23 protein-coding genes are annotated in these 20,776 nt (G+C 73.1%); 13 read left to right on the plus strand and 10 right to left on the minus strand.

Features of this window, described 5'->3' with window-relative positions:
* Window positions 1–130 precede the first annotated feature (130 nt).
* The gene (locus tag H5397_RS08280; RefSeq protein ID WP_182816468.1) at window positions 131–1,060 is read right to left on the minus strand and encodes an EamA/RhaT family transporter; all 930 of its coding nucleotides are present in this window, start codon (window positions 1,058–1,060) and stop codon (window positions 131–133) included.
* Window positions 1,061–1,163: 103 nt separating this feature from the next.
* Window positions 1,164–2,582 carry an NAD(P)H-quinone dehydrogenase gene (locus H5397_RS08285; protein ID WP_182816470.1) on the minus strand — a complete coding sequence of 473 codons (1,419 nt, stop codon included), beginning with the start codon at window positions 2,580–2,582 and terminating at the stop codon, window positions 1,164–1,166.
* Between the two features lie 71 nt (window positions 2,583–2,653).
* Here H5397_RS08285 and H5397_RS08290 point away from each other — a divergent pair, with 71 nt between their 5' ends.
* Genes H5397_RS08290 through H5397_RS08305 form a run of 4 tightly spaced genes read left to right on the plus strand, consistent with a single transcriptional unit; the run spans window position 2,654 to window position 6,691 of the window.
* A complete protein-coding gene (locus tag H5397_RS08290) occupies window positions 2,654–3,460 on the plus strand; it encodes a purine-nucleoside phosphorylase (protein ID WP_309224322.1) in 807 nt (268 codons plus the stop codon).
* Window positions 3,460–5,109, plus strand: a complete 1,650-nt coding sequence (locus H5397_RS08295; protein WP_182816474.1) for a phospho-sugar mutase — start codon at window positions 3,460–3,462, stop codon at window positions 5,107–5,109. Before H5397_RS08290 ends, H5397_RS08295 begins: the two co-directional genes overlap by 1 nt.
* Window positions 5,106–5,678 carry a uridine kinase gene (locus H5397_RS08300; RefSeq protein WP_182816476.1) on the plus strand — a complete coding sequence of 191 codons (573 nt, stop codon included), beginning with the start codon at window positions 5,106–5,108 and terminating at the stop codon, window positions 5,676–5,678. Before H5397_RS08295 ends, H5397_RS08300 begins: the two co-directional genes overlap by 4 nt.
* Before the next feature lie 23 nt (window positions 5,679–5,701).
* Complete coding sequence (locus tag H5397_RS08305; protein ID WP_182816478.1) at window positions 5,702–6,691, plus strand: SDR family oxidoreductase; 990 nt, start codon at window positions 5,702–5,704, stop codon at window positions 6,689–6,691.
* Window positions 6,692–6,698: 7 nt separating this feature from the next.
* Here H5397_RS08305 and H5397_RS08310 read toward each other — a convergent pair whose 3' ends face one another.
* The 6 genes from H5397_RS08310 to fabG all read right to left on the minus strand — a co-directional run bounded on the left by H5397_RS08310 (window position 6,699) and on the right by fabG (window position 11,231).
* Entirely contained in the window at window positions 6,699–7,082 is a 384-nt protein-coding gene (locus H5397_RS08310; protein ID WP_182816479.1) for an SdpI family protein, read from the minus strand.
* Window positions 7,079–8,290, minus strand: coding sequence for an SPFH domain-containing protein (locus H5397_RS08315; RefSeq protein ID WP_182816481.1), 1,212 nt, complete (start codon window positions 8,288–8,290; stop codon window positions 7,079–7,081). The genes H5397_RS08310 and H5397_RS08315 overlap by 4 nt, the downstream gene beginning before the upstream one ends.
* A gap of 91 nt (window positions 8,291–8,381) precedes the next feature.
* The gene (locus H5397_RS08320) at window positions 8,382–8,846 is read right to left on the minus strand and encodes an NfeD family protein (protein ID WP_182816483.1); all 465 of its coding nucleotides are present in this window, start codon (window positions 8,844–8,846) and stop codon (window positions 8,382–8,384) included.
* A 2-nt stretch (window positions 8,847–8,848) separates the two neighbouring features.
* Window positions 8,849–9,664 carry an ABC transporter ATP-binding protein gene (locus H5397_RS08325; RefSeq protein WP_182816485.1) on the minus strand — a complete coding sequence of 272 codons (816 nt, stop codon included), beginning with the start codon at window positions 9,662–9,664 and terminating at the stop codon, window positions 8,849–8,851.
* A 50-nt stretch (window positions 9,665–9,714) separates the two neighbouring features.
* On the minus strand, window positions 9,715–10,488 hold the full coding sequence (gene fabI / locus H5397_RS08330; protein ID WP_182816487.1) for an enoyl-ACP reductase FabI: 774 nt from the start codon (window positions 10,486–10,488) through the stop codon (window positions 9,715–9,717).
* A gap of 29 nt (window positions 10,489–10,517) precedes the next feature.
* On the minus strand, window positions 10,518–11,231 hold the full coding sequence (fabG, locus tag H5397_RS08335) for a 3-oxoacyl-ACP reductase FabG (RefSeq protein ID WP_182816489.1): 714 nt from the start codon (window positions 11,229–11,231) through the stop codon (window positions 10,518–10,520).
* Between the two features lie 50 nt (window positions 11,232–11,281).
* Here fabG and H5397_RS08340 point away from each other — a divergent pair, with 50 nt between their 5' ends.
* The 7 genes from H5397_RS08340 to H5397_RS08370 are packed head-to-tail and all read left to right on the plus strand — an operon-like array spanning window position 11,282 to window position 16,273.
* Window positions 11,282–11,611: a DUF3099 domain-containing protein gene (locus H5397_RS08340; RefSeq protein ID WP_182816500.1), complete on the plus strand. Its 330-nt coding sequence runs from the start codon at window positions 11,282–11,284 to the stop codon at window positions 11,609–11,611.
* Window positions 11,608–12,411: an SURF1 family protein gene (locus H5397_RS08345; RefSeq protein ID WP_182816502.1), complete on the plus strand. Its 804-nt coding sequence runs from the start codon at window positions 11,608–11,610 to the stop codon at window positions 12,409–12,411. The genes H5397_RS08340 and H5397_RS08345 overlap by 4 nt, the downstream gene beginning before the upstream one ends.
* Complete coding sequence (locus tag H5397_RS08350; RefSeq protein ID WP_182816504.1) at window positions 12,392–13,150, plus strand: SDR family oxidoreductase; 759 nt, start codon at window positions 12,392–12,394, stop codon at window positions 13,148–13,150. The genes H5397_RS08345 and H5397_RS08350 overlap by 20 nt, the downstream gene beginning before the upstream one ends.
* Window positions 13,150–13,953 carry a putative RNA methyltransferase gene (locus tag H5397_RS08355; protein WP_182816506.1) on the plus strand — a complete coding sequence of 268 codons (804 nt, stop codon included), beginning with the start codon at window positions 13,150–13,152 and terminating at the stop codon, window positions 13,951–13,953. Before H5397_RS08350 ends, H5397_RS08355 begins: the two co-directional genes overlap by 1 nt.
* A 52-nt stretch (window positions 13,954–14,005) precedes the next feature.
* Window positions 14,006–14,935, plus strand: a complete 930-nt coding sequence (cysK, locus tag H5397_RS08360; protein WP_182816508.1) for a cysteine synthase A — start codon at window positions 14,006–14,008, stop codon at window positions 14,933–14,935.
* Between the two features lie 29 nt (window positions 14,936–14,964).
* A complete protein-coding gene (gene epsC, locus H5397_RS08365; RefSeq protein ID WP_182816510.1) occupies window positions 14,965–15,519 on the plus strand; it encodes a serine O-acetyltransferase EpsC in 555 nt (184 codons plus the stop codon).
* A 25-nt stretch (window positions 15,520–15,544) separates the two neighbouring features.
* The gene (locus H5397_RS08370) at window positions 15,545–16,273 is read left to right on the plus strand and encodes a glutamine amidotransferase (protein ID WP_182816512.1); all 729 of its coding nucleotides are present in this window, start codon (window positions 15,545–15,547) and stop codon (window positions 16,271–16,273) included.
* On the opposite strand, the gene H5397_RS08375 is transcribed toward H5397_RS08370, so the two are convergent.
* Window positions 16,274–16,570: a chorismate mutase gene (locus tag H5397_RS08375; protein ID WP_182816514.1), complete on the minus strand. Its 297-nt coding sequence runs from the start codon at window positions 16,568–16,570 to the stop codon at window positions 16,274–16,276.
* Window positions 16,571–16,600: 30 nt separating this feature from the next.
* On the opposite strand from H5397_RS08375, the gene H5397_RS08380 reads away from it, so the two are divergent.
* Window positions 16,601–17,551 carry a diacylglycerol kinase family protein gene (locus tag H5397_RS08380; protein ID WP_182816516.1) on the plus strand — a complete coding sequence of 317 codons (951 nt, stop codon included), beginning with the start codon at window positions 16,601–16,603 and terminating at the stop codon, window positions 17,549–17,551.
* A 9-nt stretch (window positions 17,552–17,560) separates the two neighbouring features.
* The gene (locus H5397_RS08385; protein WP_182816518.1) at window positions 17,561–18,751 is read left to right on the plus strand and encodes a hypothetical protein; all 1,191 of its coding nucleotides are present in this window, start codon (window positions 17,561–17,563) and stop codon (window positions 18,749–18,751) included.
* Window positions 18,752–18,906: 155 nt separating this feature from the next.
* On the opposite strand, the gene H5397_RS08390 is transcribed toward H5397_RS08385, so the two are convergent.
* The gene (locus H5397_RS08390; RefSeq protein ID WP_182816520.1) at window positions 18,907–20,775 is read right to left on the minus strand and encodes a penicillin-binding transpeptidase domain-containing protein; all 1,869 of its coding nucleotides are present in this window, start codon (window positions 20,773–20,775) and stop codon (window positions 18,907–18,909) included.
* Between the last annotated feature and the right edge of the window lies 1 nt (window position 20,776).

Here is a 20,776-nt window from a genome sequence, read left to right on the forward strand (position 1 = left end):
CGGGGCCTCCTCACGACTGTGGATAGGCCGAACCAAGGACCACCCTCGTTCGGTAACCCACGAACATGCGCGAGAGAGGCCCTGGCCCGCAACCCCTCACACAAGAGGAGCTGCTCATACCGTCTGATCCCTACGGGCTGACCTGACCGGACGCCGTGCTCCCGAGCTCCTCGGGGGCACGGTGTTCGTACGTGGGGTGGAAGCGCGTCAGGCCGATCACACCCGCGATGGCGGTGGCGCCCAGGAGGATCATCAGGGCGGCTGCGGCCGGCGTGATGCCGACCCCCTCGCCCAGGACGAGGATGCCGAAGGCCACGGCCACGACGGGACTGGTGACGGTCATCGAGCCGACCACGATCTCGGACGGGCCGGTCGCGTAGCCCTGCTGCATGTACCAGCCGGCGGCGATGGCGCCCACGACGAGCGCGACGAGGATGCCGAAGATGGCCGCCGAGTAGGGCCAGGATTGGGTCTTCACGTACTCCCAGATCGACTTCACCATGGACGCCTCGAGGCCGTAGAACAGCGCCCCGCCGGAGGACCAGAACAGGCACCGCCACGCGAACGGCCCCTTGGCCCCGAGCGTGGCGAACAGGGCTGCGACGACGTACACGATGAGCGCGCCGATGATCACCTTGCGCATCACGAGGTCGGACTCCGCGGCCGCGTGGATGCCGGTGACGAGGGTGAAGGCCAGCGTGGAGGCGACGGTGACCACGACGGCCAGCTGCGTGCGCGGCGGCACCCACGTGCGGGTGGCGCGGGCGGCCAGCAGCACCGACCACGGGAAGGCCAGCAGGCCGAGGGGCTGGACGACCGACAGCGGGCCGAAGAACAGCGCCGTCACCTGCAGGACGGCCGAGACCCCCAGCAGCACCAGCCCGAGCAGCCACCGCGGCTTGCGCACGGCCGTGAGGAAGGTGCGGAAGCTCATCTGCTGCTTCTGCGCATTGCCGGACAGCTGGGCGTCGACGGCGTGGTGCTGCAGGTGTGCGGACAGGGCGAAGCAGAACGAGCTGATGAGCACCAGGCCGACGGCCAGGGGGATGTTCTGCGTCACGTTCACCTACGGTAGCCGCAACCCGGCCCCAACTCCTCGCGGCGTCCCGGACGCCCTACCTGAGTCGCCGGAAATCATCCCTGGGGTGGAGTCGGGGTGTCCGTCAGTGGTCGGTGTGCGGGTCGTCGGACTGGACGCCGTGCAGGCGGCGGGCCGCCTCGGCGATCGAGCCGGACATCGACGGGTACACCGTGAACGCCTGAGCCATGTGGTCCACCGTGAGCCGGCGCCGGACGGCCAGCGCCAGCGAGTGGATCAACTCGGACGCCCCGGGGGCGACCACAACGCCACCGATGATCACGCCCGACGGGCTGCAGAACACCTTGACGAACCCGAAGTTCAGGTCCTGCATCTTGGCGCGGGCGTTGGAGTGCAGCGGCATCATCAGGGCCTTGCCGCGGACCAGGTCGTAGTCGAGCTGCTCCTGGGTGACGCCCACCGTCGCGATCTCGGGGGAGGTGAAGACGTTGGCGGAGACGTGGCGCTGGTTGAGCGGGGCCACCGCGTCGCCCAGCGAGTGGTACATGGCGTTGCGGCCCTGCATGGCGGCCACGGACGCCAGCGGGTAGACGCCCGTGACGTCGCCGGCCGCGTACACGCCGCGCGCCGAGGTGCGGGAGACGCCGTCGACCTTGATGTGGCCCGACGGGGTCAGCTCGACGCCGGCCTCCTCGAGACCGAGGTCCTCGGTGTTGGGGATGGAGCCCACGGCCATCAGCACGTGGCTGCCCTCGACCTCGCGGCCGTCGGCCAGCGTGACGATGACGCCGTCCTCCGTCCGGCGGGCGGCGACCGCGCGCGAGCGGGACAGGATCTCCATGCCGCGGCGCTCGAAGACCTCCTGGATGACGCGGGCGGCGTCGGCGTCCTGACTCGGGAGCACCATCTCGCGCGAGCTGACGAGGACGACCTCGCAGCGCAGCGCGTGGTAGGCGCTGGCGAACTCGGCGCCGGTGACGCCCGAACCGACGACGATCAGCTTGCGGGGCATCTCGCGCAGGTTGTAGAGCTGCTTCCAGTTCAGGATGCGCTCGCCGTCGGGCTTGGCGTCGTCGAGCTCGCGGGGGCGCGTGCCGGTGGCGACGAGGATGATGTCGGCGTGGAGGCGCTCCTCCTTGCCGTCGGGCGTGGTGGCGATGACGTGCTCGGTGCCGTCCAGCCGGCCGTTGCCGTGGATGGTGCGGACGCCCTCGAGGTTGAGGCGGGTCTGGATGTCGGCGCTCTGCTGGGCGGCCAGCTCGAGGAGGCGCTCGTTCATCTTGACCGCGTCGACCCGGACGGTCTCAACGAGGCTGGTCTGCGACGGGTCGACCGGCTCGAGGCCGAGCTTGTTCGACTTGCGGATGCGCGTCATCACGTCGGAGACGGCGATGAGGCCCTTGGACGGAACCACGTCGGTGAGCACGGCGGAACCGCCGACGCCCGCACGCTCGATGACCGTGACCTTCCCGCCCAGGTGCGCGCCCACCAGCGCCGCCTCGTAGCCGCCAGGTCCGCCACCGATGATCACCACGTCCGTCATGCTCGGCATTCTTCCATGCACCACGGGGGGCGTCTAAGCGTGAGGACCGTGGCGCCACTATGCTCGGCGAGGTGACGCAGTTGACGGACCCCTACGCCCTGGCCGAGCAGGCCGCCAACGCCCTGAAGCAGCGTCTGGGGGTGGACCGCATCGACGTGGCGCTCGTGCTCGGCTCCGGCTGGTCGACCGCCGCCACCGACCTCGGCGAGGTCGTGGCCGAGGTGCCGCTGGGCGAGTTCCCCGGCTTCTCCGCCCCGGTCGTCGCCGGCCACGGCGGCGCGGTGCGCGCGCTGCGCCTGCCCTCGGGCCGCATCGCCGCCCTGTTCACCGGGCGCACCCACTTCTACGAGGGCAAGGGCGCCGACGCCGTCGTCCACGGCGTCCGCACGGCGGCCGCCGCCGGGGCGACCCGCCTCGTCCTCACCAACGGCTGCGGGGGCCTCGACCCCGCCTGGGCGCCCGGCACGCCGGTCCTCATCGCCGACCACATCAACCTGACCGGCGCCACCCCGCTGCACGGGGCGAACTTCGTCGACCTGACCGACGCCTACTCCCCCGCCCTGCGCGACCTCGCCCGCACGGTCGACCCCGACCTCGACGAGGGCGTCTACGTCCAGTTCGCGGGCCCGCAGTACGAGACCCCGGCCGAGGTGCGCATGGCCGCCGCGATCGGCGGCACCCTCGTGGGCATGTCGACCGCCCTGGAGTGCATCGCCGCCCGCGAGGCCGGCCTGGAGGTGCTCGGCATCTCGCTGGTGACCAACGCCGCCGCCGGCATCACCGGCGAGGTGCTCGACCACGCCGAGGTCATCGAGGCCGGCCGCAACGCCGTGCCGCGCCTGCACTCGCTGCTGTCCGGCCTGCTGGAGGTGCTGTGATGCTGCCCGCCGAACTGCTGCAGCGCCTGCGCGACTGGCAGGCCGCCGACCCCGACCAGGCCACGATCACGGCGCTGGACCACCTCATCGAGCGTTCCGAGGGTGGCGACGCCGACGCGGTCGCCGAGATCGTCGACGCCTTCTCTGGACGCCTCGCGTTCGGCACCGCGGGCCTCCGGGCCGCGCTGGGCCCCGGCCCGAACCGGATGAACCGCGTCGTGGTCTCCCAGGCCGCCGCAGGGCTGGCCCGCTGGCTGGTCGACAACGGGCACGCCGGCCGCACGGTGCTGGTCGGCTACGACGCCCGCTACAACTCCGACGTGTTCGCCCGGGACACCGCCGAGATCCTCGCCGGCCACGGGCTGCGCCCCCTGCTCACCGAGACCCACGTGCCGACGCCGGTCGTGGCGTTCGGCATCGGGCACTACCACTGCGTGGCCGGGGTCGTCGTCACGGCGTCCCACAACCCGCCGCAGGACAACGGCTACAAGGTCTACGTCGGCCCCTCCCAGATCGTGCCCCCGACCGACGGCGAGATCGCCGCGCAGATCGAGACGGTCGCGCAGCTCCCCCTGTCCTCGATCGCCCGGGCCGAGAACTACGAGACGATCGGCGAGCCGCTGCTGGAGGCCTACGTGGGCCGCGTGGCGTCCCTCGTGGCCGACGACGCCCCGCGCGACCTGGCCTGGGTCTACACCGCCATGCACGGCGTCGGCGCCGAGGTCGTGGCCCGCGTGCTCGACCGCACCGGCTTCCCCGCGCCCGCGCTGGTCGACGAGCAGGCGCTGCCCGACCCGGCGTTCCCGACCGTCGCGTTCCCCAACCCCGAGGAGAAGGGCGCGATGGACCTCGCCCTGGCCCTCGCCCGCACCACCGACGCCGACGTGGCGATCGCCAACGACCCCGACGCCGACCGCTCCGCCCTCGCCGCCCCCTTCGACGGGCAGTGGCGGATGCTGTCGGGTGACGAGCTCGGCTGGCTGCTCGCCGACGACGCGCTGCGCCGCGGGACGCCCGGGGTCTACGCCTGCTCGGTCGTCTCCTCCACCCTGCTGGGCCGGATGGCGGCCGCCGCGGGCCAGCCGTTCCAGATGACGCTGACCGGCTTCAAGTGGATCGGCCGCGTGCCCGGGCTCGCGTTCGGCTACGAGGAGGCCATCGGCTACTGCACCGACCCCGAGGGCGTGGCCGACAAGGACGGCATCTCCACCCTCACCCGCGTGCTCGCGCTGGTGGCGGCCCTGAAGGCCGAGGGCTCCACCGTCCAGGGCCGCCTCGACGAGATCGCCCGCACCCACGGCGTCCACCTCACGGCCCCGCTGTCGTTCCGCGTCTCCGACCTCTCGCTCATCTCCGACGCCATGGCCCGCCTGCGGGCCGACCTGCCGACCGAGCTCGCCGGTGTGCCGGTGACGGCGTCCGACCTCGGCGAGGGCTGGAACGGCCTGCCGCCGACCGACGGCGTGCTCTTCGAGGGCGAGGGCGTCCGCGCGGTGGCCCGCCCGTCGGGCACCGAGCCGAAGCTCAAGGTGTACCTGCAGGTGTCGCTCCCCCCGGAGCGGTCCGGTGACCTCGACGCTGCGCGCGCCGAGGCGGCGGCGGTGATGGAGCAGCTCAAGGCCGACATGGCGGCCGCGCTGGGGCTGTGACCCGGGTCGTCCTGCTCGCCGGCCCCTCGGGCGGCGGCAAGTCGCGGCTGGCGCACGTCACCGGCGCGCTGCCGCTGCGCCTGGACGATTTCTACCTGGACGCCGACCACCCCGACCTGCCCCGCGCGCACGGCATCGTCGACTGGGACGACCCCGCGACCTGGGACGCCTCGGGTGCGGTCGCCGCCCTCACGGCCCTGGTGCACGAGGGGCGCGCGCTCGTGCCCTCGTACTCGATCGCCGAGAGCCGCCGGGTGGGCATGCACGAGCTCACGCTCGACGGCCGCGGGCTCGTGGTCGCCGAGGGCATCTTCGCCATCGAGCTCCTCCCCCACGCCCGGGCCGCCGGCCTGCAGGTCGAGCCGGTCTACCTGGACCGCTCGCGCTGGCTGGTGGGCCTCCTGCGGCTGCGCCGCGACCTCGCCCAACGGCGCAAGCCCCCGCTGGTGCTGCTGCGCCGGGGGTGGGCCCTCCTGCGCGCCCAGCCCGGCCTCAAGCGCCGGGCGCTGGCCGCCGGGTTCCGCCCGATGCGGATGCAAACGGCCGTGCGGTTGCTCGGTCGCGCCTGAGCCCGGCGTGACAGGATGACGCCATGCGCGTCCTGCTCACCGGGGGAACCGGAACCATCAGCCGAGCCGTCGTGGCGCGGGTGCTCGCCGAGGGCCACTCGCTGAGCGTCCTCAACCGCGGCAACCGCGAACCCCTGCCCGAGGGCGTGGAGCACCTCGTCGGCGACGTGCGCGACGAGGCCTCGCTGCGGGACGCGCTGGGCGGGCGCGAGTTCGACGCCGTCGTCCAGTTCCTGGCCTTCGACGGCGAGGACGTCGAGCGGGACCTGCGCGTCCTCGCGGGGCGGGCGGGCCAGTACGTGCTGGTCAGCTCGTGCTCGACCTACCTCAAGCCGCTGCCCCACCACGTGGTCACCGAGGACTCGCCGCAGGGCAACCCCTACTCGGCCTACGCCCGGGACAAGATCGCGGGCGAGGAGGCCCTGCGCGCCGGCGCCGGCGACCTGCCGTGGACGATCGTGCGGCCCTCGCACACCTATGGCGAGCGGACGATCCCGACCAACTTCCACTTCGGGAACCCGTGGGCGGCGTGGCAGCGGGTGCTGGACGGCAAGCCGGTCATCGTGCACGGCGACGGCGAGTCGCTGTGGACGTTCACCTGGAACGAGGACTTCGCCGTCGGGCTGGTCGGCCTGCTCGGCAACGAGGGCGCGCTCGGGCGTGCGGTCCACATCACCTCCGACGAGTCGATCACCTGGAACCGGGCGTTCCGCACGGTGGCCGGGGTGATCGGCGCCGGCGAGCCCGACCTGGTGCACGTCCCGTCCGCCACCCTGGGCGCACTGCGGGAGGACCTGGAGGCGGCACTGCTGGGCGACAAGGCGGCCACGATCGTGTTCGACAACACGCTGGTGAAGTCCCTGGTGCCGGCGTTCGACGCCCGCACCACCTGGGCAGAGGGCGTCGCCCGGGCGTGGGAGTGGATGCAGGCGCACCCGGACTCGCGGCGTCCGGACCCCGCCTACGACGTGTTCTGCGACGACGTGATCGCGCGGGTGCGCGCCTGGGCCTGAGCCCGGGTCAGCGGCGCGCCTCGCGGGCCGCCTTCTGCGCGGCCGCGACGGCCGGGAACAACACGATGATCGCGGTGCCCAGGCCGAGCGCGCCCAGCACGGCGGCCAGCCCGGCACTGCCGCTGGCGACGGCGAGCAGGGAGGCCACCCCGCACATGAGGGCGATGACCGCGCCGATCCCCAACCACTTCGCGGCGGCCGCGTGCCCGGCCCGCCAGGCGGACGGGGAGGACATGGTCGCGCTCGTGCGGATGCCCGCCAGCGGGTTGGGCCGGAGCCGGCCCAGGCGGCCGCCCAACGCGATCACGGCGTAGATCGCCCCGATGCCGAGGGCCGTGATGGCCAGGGCGACCGGGTCGCCGCCCGCCCCGGCGGTCTCGAGCGGGGTCAACGCTCGTCCTCGACCGCGCGCTGCGGCTCGGGCGCGACCTCGAAGTCGGGCTGCGCCTCGGGCAGCAGGTCGGCGACGGGGTCGATGACCTCGCGCTGCGCGGTCAGCTCGGGGTTGTGCGGGGCCGTCGACAGGCGCGCGGCCTTGCCGGCCTCGAGCTTCTGCGCCTCGGCGATGGCCTGCTCGACCGACGCCTGGCTCTCGGCCTCCTCGGCCTTCTTGGACGCCTCGATCTCGGCGAAGACGTCCACCTTCTTCGGGGCCTCGAACTTCGACGGGTCGACCGCACCGAGCGCCTTGCCGGCGACCTCGCCGAGGTTGCCGCCCAGGCCCTTGAGGGCGTCGTTCAGCTCCGACGGGATGATCCAGACCTTGTTGGCGTCGCCGGTGGCCAGCTTCGGCAGCATCTGCAGGTACTGGTAGCTCAGCAGCGCCTGGTCGGGCTCGGCGGCGTGGATCGCGTGGAACACCGTCGTGATGGCCTGCGCCTCGCCCTCGGCGCGCAGCATGGACGCCTGGCGGTCGGCCTGGGCCCGCAGCACCTGGGACTCGCGCTCACCCTGCGCCCGGAGGATCGAGGACTCGCGGTCACCGGACGCCGACAGGATCTGCGACTGGCGCTGGCCCTCGGCGAGCAGGATCTGGGCGCGCTTCTCGCGCTCGGCGCGGGCGCCCTTCTCCATCGCGTCGCGGATCGTGGCCGGCGGCTCGATCGACCGCAGCTCGACGCGGTTGACCTTGATGCCCCACTTGCCGGTGGCCTCGTCGAGCACCGCGCGCAGCTTCTGATTGATCTCCTCACGCGAGGTGAGGGTCTGCTCGAGGTCCATGCCGCCGATGATGTTGCGCAGCGTGGTCATGGTGAGCTGCTCGATGGCCTGGATGTAGTTCTGGGCCTCGTACGCGGCCCGCTTCGGGTCGACGATCTGGTAGTAGATGACCGAGTCGATGCCGACCATCAGGTTGTCCTCGGTGATGACGCCCTGGGGCGGGAACGGTACGACGGCCTCGCGCATGTCCATGGTGTAGGCGACGCGGTCGATGAACGGCACGATCAGGTGCAGGCCGGGGCCGATCTCGCGGTTGAACTTGCCCAGCCGCTGCACGATGCCGACCTGCATCTGCTGGATGACGCGGACCGAGAGGCCGAGCGCGACGACCGCCACGACGGCGATCAGGATCATCAGGATCAGGAACGGGTCGGGCATGCGGGCCGCCTCCTCAGGGGTCGGGGTTGTGCACGACCCAGACTAGTCGGTGGCACCCACGCGACTGGCAGGCGCGACGGCACCCCGTGGCTCAGGAGCCCAGCGGCTTGTTGCGCGGGTGCACCACGACGGTCAGGCCGTCGACCTCCATCACGTCGACGGGGACGCCGGCGGCGATGGTCTCCCCGTCCCACGAGCGGGCGGTCCAGGTCTCGCCGTTGATCGTGGCCTCGCCGGTGGTAGCGGTGATCTCCCCCGCGGCCCGCCCGGACGCCCCCAGCAGCTGGTCGAACGTCGAGCGGTAGCCCTCCCCCTTGTGGAGGCGGCGGAGGATCTCGGGGCGCAGGAAGCCCAGCAGCGCGACGGCCACGACGACGGCGACGAGCACCTGGACCCACAGCAGGCCCGGGAACACCAGGGCGACCCCCGCGCCGGCCAACGCACCGCCGGCCAGCATCAGCAGGGTCATGTCGAGCGTGAGCATCTCGGACACCGCGAGGCCGCCGGCCAGCACCAGCCAGACCAGCCAGAGGTTCTCCTGGATCCACTCGAGCACGGTTACTCCTCGACCGCCGCGCGCTCGGGGTGCCTGCGCGCGGCGCGCGCCGACCAGCGGCCGTCCTCGACGCTGACCTTGAGCGGCAGGTCGAAGGCCTCGCTCATGTGTTCGTCGGTCAGCACCTCGGTGATCGGGCCGGCGGCGACCACGCGGCCCTGCTTGAGCAGCATCGCGTGGGTCATGCCCGGCGGGATCTCCTCGAGGTGGTGGGTGACCAGCACGGTGGCCGGGGAGAACTCGTCGGCCACGATCTCGGACAGGGTCGCGACCAGCCGCTCGCGGCCGGCCAGGTCGAGGCCGGCGCCGGGCTCGTCGAGCAGCAGCAGCTCGGGGTCGGTCATGAGGGCGCGGGCGATCTGGACGCGCTTGCGCTCGCCCTCGCTCAGCGTGCCGAACGTGCGCTTGCCGAGGTGCTCGATGTGGAGCTGCTGCATCAGCTGCGCGGCCCGGCGGAAGTCGTCCACCTCGTAGCCCTCGTGCCACCGGCCCACCACCGCGTAGGCGGCCGAGACGATGACGTTCCCGACGGCCTCCGACCGCGGGATGCGGTCGGCCAGCGCCGCCGAGGTCACGCCGATGCGCGGGCGGAGCTCGAACACGTCCACGGCCCCCAGCACCTCGTCGAGGATGGAGGCCATGCCGTCGCTGGGGTGGAGGTTGGCCGAGACGACCTGCAGCAGCGTGGTCTTGCCGGCGCCGTTCGGCCCGATGACCACCCAGCGGTCGGCCTCGTCGATGACCCAGTTGATGCGGTCGAGCAGCGTCGACCCGTTGCGGACGATCGAGACGTCGGCGAGCTCAACGACAGGTGCCATGCCTCCAACCTACCGGCCGGACGCCGCGGGCGTGGCCTCCCCGGCCCGTGTCACGCGCCGGTGGAGTGCAGGCCCCCGTCGACGTGGATCATCTCGCCGGTGGTCATGGGGAACCAGTCCGACAGCAGGGCCACGACGGCCTTGGCGGTCGGCGTGGCGTCGTGGTCGTCCCAGCCGAGGGGGGCGCGGTCACCCCAGATGTCGTTGAAGGTGTTGGCGCCCGGGATGGCCTTCTTCGCGATGGTGTCCAGGGGGCCGGCGGCGACGATGTTGGAGCGGATGCCGTCCGCGCCGACGTAGCGGGCGAGGTAGCGCGAGGTCGACTCCAGGGCGGCCTTGGCGACACCCATCCAGTCGTAGGTCGGCCACGACACGCGCGCGTCGAAGGTGAGGCCGACGACGCTGGCGGGGTTGTTCAGGATCGGCTTGCACGCCATCGTGAGGCTGACCAGCGAGTACGCCGAGACGTGGATCGCCTGGGCGACGTCCTCGGGCGGGGTGGTGAGGAACTTGCCGCCGAGCGCGGTCTCGGGGTTGGCGTACGCCACCGAGTGCACGACGCCGTCGAGCCGCTCGACGCCGACCGCGCGGAGGGCGTCCGGGAGGCCGGCCAGGTGCTCGGCGTTCGTCACGTCCAGCTCGAGCACCGCCGGGGCGGGGTCGAGGCGCTTGACGATGCGGTTGGTCAGGCTCATCGCGCGGCCGAAGTTGGACACCACGACGGTGGCGCCCTCGGTCTGGGCGATCTCGGCGACCTTGTACGCGATGGAGGTGTTCATCGTCACGCCGGTGACGAGGATGGTCTTGCCCTCGAGGATTCCCATGGCTGTTCCTTCGGTGTGGGGAGCGGGTGTCAGTGGCCCATGCCCAGGCCGCCGTCGACCGGGAGCACGGCCCCGGAGACGTAGCCCGCGGCGTCGGAGGCCAGGTAGGCGACGGCGGCCGCGACCTCGGCGGGACCGCCGAGCCGGCCGGCGGGGATGGCGGCCTTGTAGCCGGCGACCGTCTCCTCGGGCAGGACGGCGGTCATCTCGGTCTCGATGAAGCCGGGCGCGACCACGTTGGCGGTGATGTTGCGGCCGCCCAGCTCGCGGGTCAGCGAGCGGGCGATGCCGACGAGGCCCGACTTGGTGGCGGCGTAGTTGACCTGGCCGGGCGAGCCGTAGAGGCCGACGACCGAGCCGATGAGGATGATGCGGCCCCACTTGGCGCGCAGCATCGACCTCGCACCGCGCTTGGCGACGTTGAACGCGCCCTTGAGGTTGACGTCGACGACGGCGTCGAAGTCGGCCTCGCTCATGCGCAGGATGAGCGTGTCCTTGGTGATGCCGGCGTTGGCGACCACGACCTCGACCGGGCCGTGCACCTCCTCGGCGGCCTTGAAGGCGGCGTCGACGGACGCGGCGTCGGCCACGTCGCAGGCGATGCCGAGGGCGCCCTCGGGCGCGCGACCGGAGGTGCTGGCGGCGGCGACCTTGTGGCCCTGGGCGAGGAACTCCTCCACGATGGCGCGGCCGATGCCCCGGGCGCCGCCGGTCACGAGGATGCTGCGAGGTGTCTGCGTCACGGCGACAACCGTAGCGTGAGACCGCCCCGGCGCAGGCGTAGGCTTGCAGCATGGCCGGACGCGCTGTGCACGCCCAACCGGCGCTCATCACGAGCGCGCGGTTCGGCAACAGCCTGTCCACCGACCAGCGCGCCAAGCGCTACATCATCACGATGACCTTCCGGGTGGTGTGCTTCATCGCCGCCGTGTTCGTCCCCCTGCCGTGGAACGTCGTGCTGTTCGTCACCGCGGCCCTGCTCCCGGGCATCGCCGTGCTGCTGGGCAACGCGCGCGACAACAGGCCCGAGCCCACGGCGTCCCCCGACGAGGACGTGCCGCAGCGCCTGGAGCTCACCGCCGGCGAGGTCGTCAAGGGCGAGGTAGAGGAGGACGATCGGTGAAGCGCACGTGGCTGCGATGGGGGCTGATGACGCTCTTCGTCGTGGCGTTGGGGTTCACGTTCGTCCAACTGGGGCAGTGGCAGCTCGACCGGCTCGACCAGCGCCGCGACCGCAACGCGACCACCGCCGAGCACGAGAAGGCCCCGGTCCGGCCGTTCGAGGAGGTCTTCACCGGCACGATCACCGACGCCGACCAGTGGCAGCGGGTCTCGGTGTCGGGCACCTTCCTGGCCGACAAGCAGCTCCAGGCCCGCTACCGCAGCTTCGACGGCAAGACCGGGTGGGAGCTGATCACCCCGCTGCGGACGACCTCGGGTCAGGTCGTCCTCGTCGATCGCGGCTTCGTCGAGCGCCCGGCAGGGCAGGACTTCCCCAAGGTCTTCCCCGACCCGCCCGCCGGCGAGGTGCAGCTGACCGGCTACGTGCGGCGCAACGAACAGGGCAACACCAACCAGATGACCCCCACCGAGAACACGGTGCGGCTGGTCAACTCCGACACCCTGTCCGGCGCCCTGGGCCTCGACCTGGTCAACGGCTTCATCGCGCTGATCGACGTCACCCCGGCCCAGTCGGCCGAGCTGGTCCCGGTCACCCCGCCGCCCCCGACGGAGGGCCCGCACCAGAGCTACGCCCTGCAGTGGTTCGCCTTCGCGGCGATCGCCGTGGTGGGGCTGTTCATCCTGATCCGCAACGACCTGCGCGACCGCAAGCGCGCCAAGGAGCGCGCCGCCCGGCCGGCCCCGGTCGAGCTGGCGGTCGAGCGCACGGAGGAGGCGAGCCATGGACCTCGGGCTGACTGACAGGGTCTTTGTCGTCACGGCCGCCTCGGGCGGCCTCGGCCGCGCGACCGCCGACCAGCTCGTCGCCGAGGGCGCGCGCGTGGTGCTCGTCGCCCGCCGCGAGCAGCCGTTGGCGGACGCCGTGGCGGCCCTGGGCGCCGACCGTGCGGTCGCGCTCGCCGCCGACCTCGCTGAGCCCGACGCCGCCGCCCGCGCCGCGGCGCTCGCCCTCGAGACGTGGGGACGCCTCGACGGCGCCCTCGTCAGCGTCGGCGGGCCGCCCAAGGGCTCGGTGCTCGGCACGACCGACGACACCTACCGCGCGGCGTTCGACTCCGTCGTGGTGGGCGCCCTGCGCGCCGCCCGCGCCGTCGTGGACGCCGCCCCAGGCCCCGTGGCGCTGGCCTTCGTGCTCTCCACCTCGGTCAAGGAACCCCTGGCCGACATGGCCCTGTCGAATGTCACCCGCCCGGGCCTGGCCGTGCTCATCCGGCAGCTGGCCGACGAGTTCGCCGACTCCGGGTCGCGCGCGGTCGGCCTCATGCCCGGCACGATCCAGACCGACCGGATCAACTGGCTCGCCGGCCAGTCCCCCGACCCCGACGCCGCGCTCGCCGCGCTGGGCTCGGCCTCCCCCATGAACCGCGTCGGCCAGCCGGTCGAGTTCGGCCGGGTCGCCGCCTTCCTTCTGTCGGACGCCGCCTCCTTCGTCACCGGCTGCGTCGTCCCGGTCGACGGCGGCCGCCTGCGCGGGGTCTGATGGGCCTGGACGCCGCCCGCGGCCTGCTCGCCTGCCCGGTCTGCGCCGAGGGCCTGGACCTCGGGCCGGCCGCAGCCACCTGCCGGCAGGGGCACTCCTTCGACGTCGCCCGCCAGGGACACCTCAACCTGCTGGGCGCGGCCCAGCCCGCCAACGCCGACACCGCCGCGATGGTCGAGGCCCGGTCGCGGGTGCTGGACTCGGGGGCCTTCGACGCCGTCGACGCCGCCCTCGCCCGGCGCGCCACCGGGGCCCGCACGATCCTGGACGTGGGCGGCGGGACCGGCCACCACCTGGCCCGGCTGCTCGACGCGCTGCCCGCGGCCCGGGGCGTCTCGCTCGACGTCTCGGTGCCCGCCGCCCGCCGAGCCGCCCGCGCCCACGACCGCGCCGCCTCGGTCGTCGCCGACGCGTGGGGCACCCTGCCCCTGCGCACCAAGCGGTTCTCGCTGGTGACGTGCGTCTTCGCACCGCGTAACCTGCGCGAGTTCGCCCGCGTGCTCGCCGACGCCGGCCTCCTCCTCGTCGTGACGCCCGACCCCGACCACCTGCGCTCCCTGCGCGAACGGCACGGGCTGCTCGGCATCGAGGCCGACAAGGACGACCGGCTGGCCCGCGCGGCGTCCGGGCTCTTCGAGACCATCGGCCGCCACCGCGTGCGCGCCGCCCTCTCGGCCGACGCCGCCCTCGTGCGCGACCTGATCGCGATGGGCCCCAACGCGTTCCACGGGGTGCCCGAGGAGGTCGACCCGATCGACACCGAGGTCGCCGTGAGCGTGTGGCTGTTCCGGCGGCTCGGGTAGGCGCGCCCCCGCTCCCCTGTCGGACGCCGCGGGCTGCGGGTACGTTTCACCCATGAACGTGTTCGAGAACGTCACGGCCCTCATCGGCCGCACGCCCCTGGTCAAGGTCAACAAGCTGTTCGGCGAGACGAACGCCACCGTGCTGGCCAAGCTGGAGTTCTACAACCCGGCCAACTCGGTCAAGGACCGCATCGGTGTGGCGATGGTCGACGCGGCCGAGGCGGCCGGCGTGCTGGAGCCCGGCGGCACCATCGTCGAGGCGACCTCCGGCAACACCGGCATCGCGCTGGCCATGGTCGGCGCGGCCCGCGGCTACGACGTCGTGCTCACGATGCCGGAGACCATGAGCAAGGAGCGCCGCGCCCTGCTGCGCGCCTTCGGCGCCGAGCTCGTCCTGACCCCCGGCCCCGAGGGCATGCGCGGTGCGGTGAACAAGGCCAACGAGATCGCGGCCGAGCGCGGCGGCGTGCTGGTCCGGCAGTTCGAGAACCCGGCCAACGTCGACATCCACCGGCGCACGACGGCCGAGGAGATCTGGGCCGACACCGACGGCACGGTCGACATCGTCGTGGCCGGCGTCGGCACCGGCGGCACCATCTCCGGCGTCGGCCAGGTGCTCAAGGAGCGCAAGCCCGGCGTGCGGATGGTCGCGGTCGAGCCCGCCGAGTCGCCGATCCTGTCCGGCGGCCAGCCCGGCCCGCACAAGATCCAGGGCATCGGGGCGAACTTCGTCCCCGAGATCCTGGACCGCTCGGTCCTCGACGAGGTCGTTACGGTCTCCTCCGAGGACGCCGTGGCCATGGCCCGCGAGGCCGCCCGCGCCGAGGGCCTGCTCGTCGGCATCTCCTCGGGCGCGGCGCTGAAGGCCGCCGGTGAGCTCGCCGCCCGCCCCGAGAACACGGGCAAGACGATCGTCGTGGTGATCCCGAGCTTCGGCGAGCGGTACCTGTCGTCGGTCCTCTATGCGGACCTGATGGACTGACCTCTTCCAGACGTGCTGGAGTGGGGCCCATGAGCTCCGACACCCGCCTCCGCACCCTCCTCGACCGCATGACCGAGGACCTCGACGCGGCCCTGCGCGAGGACCCGGCGGCGTCGAGTCGGATGGAGGTGGCCCTGCTCTACCCGGGCGTCCACGCCGTGTGGGCGCACCGGGTGGCGCACGCCCTGTGGACCCGGAAGTCGAGCCTGCGCCCGATCGCGCGTGCGGTCTCGCAGGTGGCCCGGGGCCTGACCGGCGTCGAGATCCACCCCGGCGCCACCATCGGCCGCCGCTTCTTCATCGACCACGGCATGGGCGTGGTCATCGGCGAGACCGCCGAGATCGGCGACGACGTCGTGATGTACCACCAGGTCACCCTGGGCGGCCGCTCCCGCGGCCGGTTCAAGCGGCACCCCACGATCGGCGACGGCGTCCTGCTCGGCGCCGGCGCCAAGGTGATCGGCCCGATCACCGTCGGCGAGGGCACGCAGGTCGGCGCGAACGCCCTCGTCGTCCACGACGTGCCCCCGAACTCGGTGGTCACCGGGGTCGTCGCCGACACCTCCATCGACCCCGTCGCCTGACCCGCCCGCCCGAGAAGGACCGTCCGTGAAGCCGTTCCTGCACCTGTCCATCCGCGACCACGACGACGCCGTCGCCAAGGAGTTCGACGCCATCGCCTCCTTCGCGGGCCTCAAGCCCGGCCAGCTGGTGCAGCTGCGCGTCGAGCAGGCCCCGCTGCCGGTGATCCGGCCCGACGACTACTCCGGCATCGTCATCGGCGGCGGCCAGTTCAACACCTCCGACGCGGTCAAGACCGACACCCAGCGCCGGGTCGAGGCCGACCTCGGCCGCATCGTCGACACCGCCCTGGCCGAACGGGTGCCCCTGCTGGGCCTGTGCTACGGCGTCGGCATCGTCACCCAGCACCTCGGCGGGTTGGTCGACCGCACCTACGGCGAGACCACCTCGGCGGTGGAGGTCACCCTGACCGAGCACGGCCGCGTCGACCCGCTGTTCGAGGGGGTGCCCGACCGGTTCATGGCGTTCACCGGCCACAAGGAGGCGTGCTCCCGGACGCCCAACGACTCGGTCCTGCTCGCCACCGGCACCGCGTGCCCGGTGCAGAGCTTCCGGGTGGGCGACCGCGCCTACGTGACGCAGTTCCACCCCGAACTCGACGTGGCGCGCCTGGTCGAGCGCATGGTGATCTACCGCAACGCGGGCTACTTCGACCCCGACGAGTTCGACACGCTGGTCGAGGCCGCGCACGCGGCGGGTGTCGACGACTCCCCCGGGCGCATCCTGCGCAACTTCGTGGAGCTGTTCGCCCGCTGATCAGGAGCCGTGCTCGCGCGCGATCTGCTCGTGGTGGCGCACGACCTCGGTAACGATGAAGGTCAGGAACTTCTCGGCGAACTCCGGGTCGAGGCCCGCGCCGTCGGCCAGCGACCGCAGCCGCTCGATCTGCAGCTTCTCGCGGGCCGGGTCGGCCGGCGGCAGGCCACGGGTGGCCTTCAGGACGCCGACCTCCTTCGTGATCCGGAAGCGCTCGGCGAGCAGGCACACCAGCGCCTGGTCGAGGTTGTCGATGCTGGCCCGCAGGCCAGCCAGCTCGGCCGGGATCTCGCTCATGGGGTCACAGTACCGAGCACAATGGGCCTCATGAGCCCCGAACAGGCACCGGACGCCGGCGTCCCGGTGTGGGCGGTCCTCAACCCGGTCGCCAAGCGGTCCGCGCTGGCGCGGCACTCGCTGGAGCGGGCGTGCGCCGACGCCGGCCTGCCGGCGCCCCGGGTGCTGGAGACCACGGCGGCGGAGACCGGCTGGGCCCAGGCCCGCGAGGCAGTCGCCCAAGGTGCCCGCCACGTGGTGGTGGGCGGCGGCGACGGCACCGTGCGCGAGGTCGTCCGCGCGGTCGCCGGCACGGGGGTCCACCTCGGCATCCTGCCGCTGGGCACGGCCAACCTGTTCGCCTTCAACCTCGGCCTGCGCACCCGCGACCCCCGCCTGATGGTCGACCGGGCGCTCTTCGGGTCGCCGGCGCCCACCGACGTGGGCTGGGCGAGCTGGCGCCCCGTGGTCGAGGGCGCCGTCGGGGCGCCCACCCCCGACCAGCCGTTCCTCGTCATGGCCGGCATGGGGCACGACGCGGCGACCGTGCTGGCGACCAGCCCGGGCGCGAAGTCCAGGCTCGGCTGGGCGTCCTACCTCGCCTCGGGTGCGCGCCACCTCCTCCGCAAGCCGCTCTCGATGCGGCTCTCGGTCGACAACGCGCCGGGCCGCCGCCTCGAGACCTGGACCGTGCTGGTCGCCAACTCCGGCGCGATCCCGTTCGGCATCGAGGTGTTCCCCGACGCCCGCCTCGACGACGGCCACCTCGACTGCCTCGAGGTCCCCCTCCGGACGCCGGCCCAGTGGGCGTCCATCGCCTGGGCCGGCCTGACCCACCACCGCTGGGAGGCGGCAGCCCTGCGCTACTCGCGGGCCCGCACGGTCTGGGCCGTGCCCGACGAGCCCACCCCCCTGCACCTGGACGGGGACGTGGTCGGCGAGGTGGCCGACGTCCGCATCCGGATCCAGGCCGGCGGCCTCGTCGTCCGGACCGGCAACTAGGCTGGCGGCATGCCCATCGACCAGGACCTCATCGTCACGCTGCTGCGCGGCCACACCGACCGCAAGGAGGAGGCGCAGGTCCTCGAGCTGCTTCGGCAGGCCTCGGCACCCACGCTCGACCAGGTACTCCGCGAGGTCGACGCCGCCGGGCTGTTCCGCAACATCGACGACCACTGGTTCGGCCCGCAGCACCGCACCGAGCTGCGCGAGCTGCTCACCGAGCGGCTGGGCGAGTTGTCGATCGAGGCGCAGGCGAACCTCGCCTACGGCATGCAGGCCGGCCACACCGACCGCGCCGACGAGGAGGCCATCGCGGCCATCTTCCTCGCCCGCCACGGGGTCGAGCTGACCCACCTGAAGAACCGGATCAACAGCCGCACCGACAGCCACGACCTCGAGGGCCTGGTGTTCGCCGACATCGGCGACGAGGCCGTCCGCGCCCGCATCCTCGAGCACATCGCCACCGAGGCCGCCGGGGTCGAGACCGGGGAGTCGAAGGTGCTGTGCGACATCGACGACACCGTCATCTGCGCGCTGCACGACCGGCGCTACCCGCGCGGCACGATCTACCCCGGCATCCTGGCGCTGCTCGACGCCCTCGACCGGGGCGGCGACGACGAGCCGTTCTCCACCGGCGACCTGACCTTCGTGACCGCGCGGCCCGGCGACGCGCTCGGCCTGATCGAGAACCACACCCGCGCCTCCCTGCGCCGCGCCGGCATCGCCACGCACTCGGTGCTCACCGGGACCCTGTCGGCGCTGGTCACCCACGACCTGATGGCGGGCCAGAAGATCGCCAACATCGACCACTACCGCCAGCTGTTCCCCGAGTACCGCAAGCTGTTCATCGGCGACTCGGGCCAGGGCGACATCCGCGTCGGCGAGCTGCTGCTCGAGCGGTTCGGCGAGGTCGTCGACATCGTCGTCATCCACGACGTGGTCGGCATGCCCGCCGAGGAACGGGCGCGGCTCGCCACGGAGGGCATCCACGTGGTCGACACCTACGTGGGCGCCGCCCGCCTGATGCACGAGCGCGGGCTCATCGCCGAGGCGGGCCTGGAGCGGGTCGTCGCCGAGTCCCTCGCCGCGCTCGACTCCATCGCGTGGGACTCCGACGAGCAACGCGAGGCCGTGCGCGCCCTCATCGAGCGGGACGCCGCGGGCATCGAGATCCACACCGCCCCCACCCAGACCACCTGACTCCGCGGGCAGCCGGACCACCCCCAGGGGTGTCGGCCACCCCCACCCCCGGCCGGTTAGGGTGAATGTCACCGGCGAGACGGGCCGGCCCGGCGAACAGCGCGACCTCACGGTCTGATGCGCGCGGCCGGTCGCCGCAACGACCGGCGCTGAGGTCACCCGCGCAGGAACTCGGCCGCCAACGGAGCGGCGTCGGAGCCCCCGTAGCGACCGTCGGCCACAAACGCGGCCACCGCCAGGTCGCCGTGGCCGACGATGACCCACGCGTGGTACTGCTCGGGCGCGTACGTCGCGGTACCGGTCTTGGCCAGCACGCCGTCCAAGCCGGCCAGCGCGCCGTAGCCGCCCTCGACCGCGTTGTTCGCGAGCAGGGAGCGCAGCGCGGCCGCCTCGGCCTCGGTCAGCGGGGCCGCCGGCAGCGTGGGCTCACGCGGCTCATCGACCAGAACGGGCGCCACGGTGTGCCCCGCGATCACGCTGGCCATCACCGTGGCCATGCCGAGCGGTGAGGCAACGACCTTGCCCTGGCCGATCATGGACGCCGCGTGCTCGACGACCGTGCCCTCGGCGGGGACAGAGCCGAGGAAGGCGCCGACAACCAGCTCGGGCTCGGCGGTCAGCCCGAGCGCGCCGGCGGCGGCGATGAGTTCGTCCTGGGTCACCCGGTCGCGGGCGTTGATGAAGGCGCTGTTGCAGGAGTGGGCCAGCGCGGTGTGCAGGGGCACCTCGCCCAGCGCGGAGGCCGGGTAGCCCGCCCAGTTGTCGAACCGGTAGCCGTCGACCACCGTGCCGTCGGTGCAGGAGACGGGCGAGTCGGGCGTGAGGCCCTCGCGCAGCAGCGCCAGCGACGACGCGGTCTTGAAGGTGGAACCCGGCGCGTACTGCCCGAGCGTCGCGGTCGACAGCCCCTCGGAGCCGGGGCCCGAGGCCGCGGCGAGGATCGCCCCGTCGGAGGGCCGCACCGCCACCAGCGCGCTGGCGGGCCCGACCCCGGACAGGATCCGCTCGGCCCTCATCTGGAGCTCCACGTCGATGGTGGTGACCACGTCGGCGCCGTCCAGCGCCTCGACCCGGAAGGCCTCGCGGGCCTCGCCGTCGGCGTCCACAATCGAGACGACGAAGCCGGTGGTGCCGGCGAGGACGTGGTTGCGCGCCTCCTGCAGACCGCCGCGGCCGACGAGGTCGCCTGCACGGATGGCGCCGCCCGACTTCTCGACCTGCTCGGCGGTGGCATCCCCCACCACGCCCAGCAGCGGGCGGGCGAAGGACGAACTGATGCCCAGCGGGAAGGTCGTGGGCACGGCACGCACGCCGATCCAGCGCTCGGCCTTGGCCACGAGCTCCTGGTCGGCCTCGACGTGCCGGCGCAGGATGCGTGCCTCGACGAAGGCGCGCGGGCCGCTGCGCTCGACGCGGTCGGCGAAGGCGGCGGGGTCCATCCCCAGCTCGGTGGCGAGCTTGCCGGCCGAGTCGACCGCGGTGGCGGCGTCGGTGAGGGTCTTGTCGATGCCCAGCCGCCACGCCGGGGTGTTGGTGGCCAGTGCCTCGCCGCGCTGGCCGACGATCGAGCCGCGCACCGGCGTGAGCCGGGAGGCCCGCAGGGACTCCCCCTCCGCCAGGTCGGGGGCGATGGCGGCCGGCACCAGGCGCGCCCGCCAGTCCTCGCCGTCGCGGACGAGCTCGAGTTCGGTGGTGTACTCCCAGGCCGACTTGCCCTCGTGGATGACCCACGACCACGCGAGCTGGGTGGAGACCACGCCGGGTTCGCGCGGCGTCAGGTCGGTGGTGCGGGTGACCGTCGGGCGCAGCGCCCCCATGCCGGAGTAGACCGCCGCCAGGTCGACCGCGGCGGGGTCGACCACGTCGGCATCCGCGAGTTCGCCGCTGGCCAGTCCGGCCACGATCCGGTCGGCGGCCTGCTGCATCAGCTGGGCCGGGCGGACGCTGAACCACCACACGCCCCCGGCCAGCCCCGCCACGCCGGCCACGAGGGCCAGCACGAGGACGATGACGGAGCGGCGCATG

Source organism: Propioniciclava sp. MC1683 (assembly GCF_014164675.1).
Classification (GTDB): Bacteria; Actinomycetota; Actinomycetes; order Propionibacteriales; family Propionibacteriaceae; genus Propioniciclava.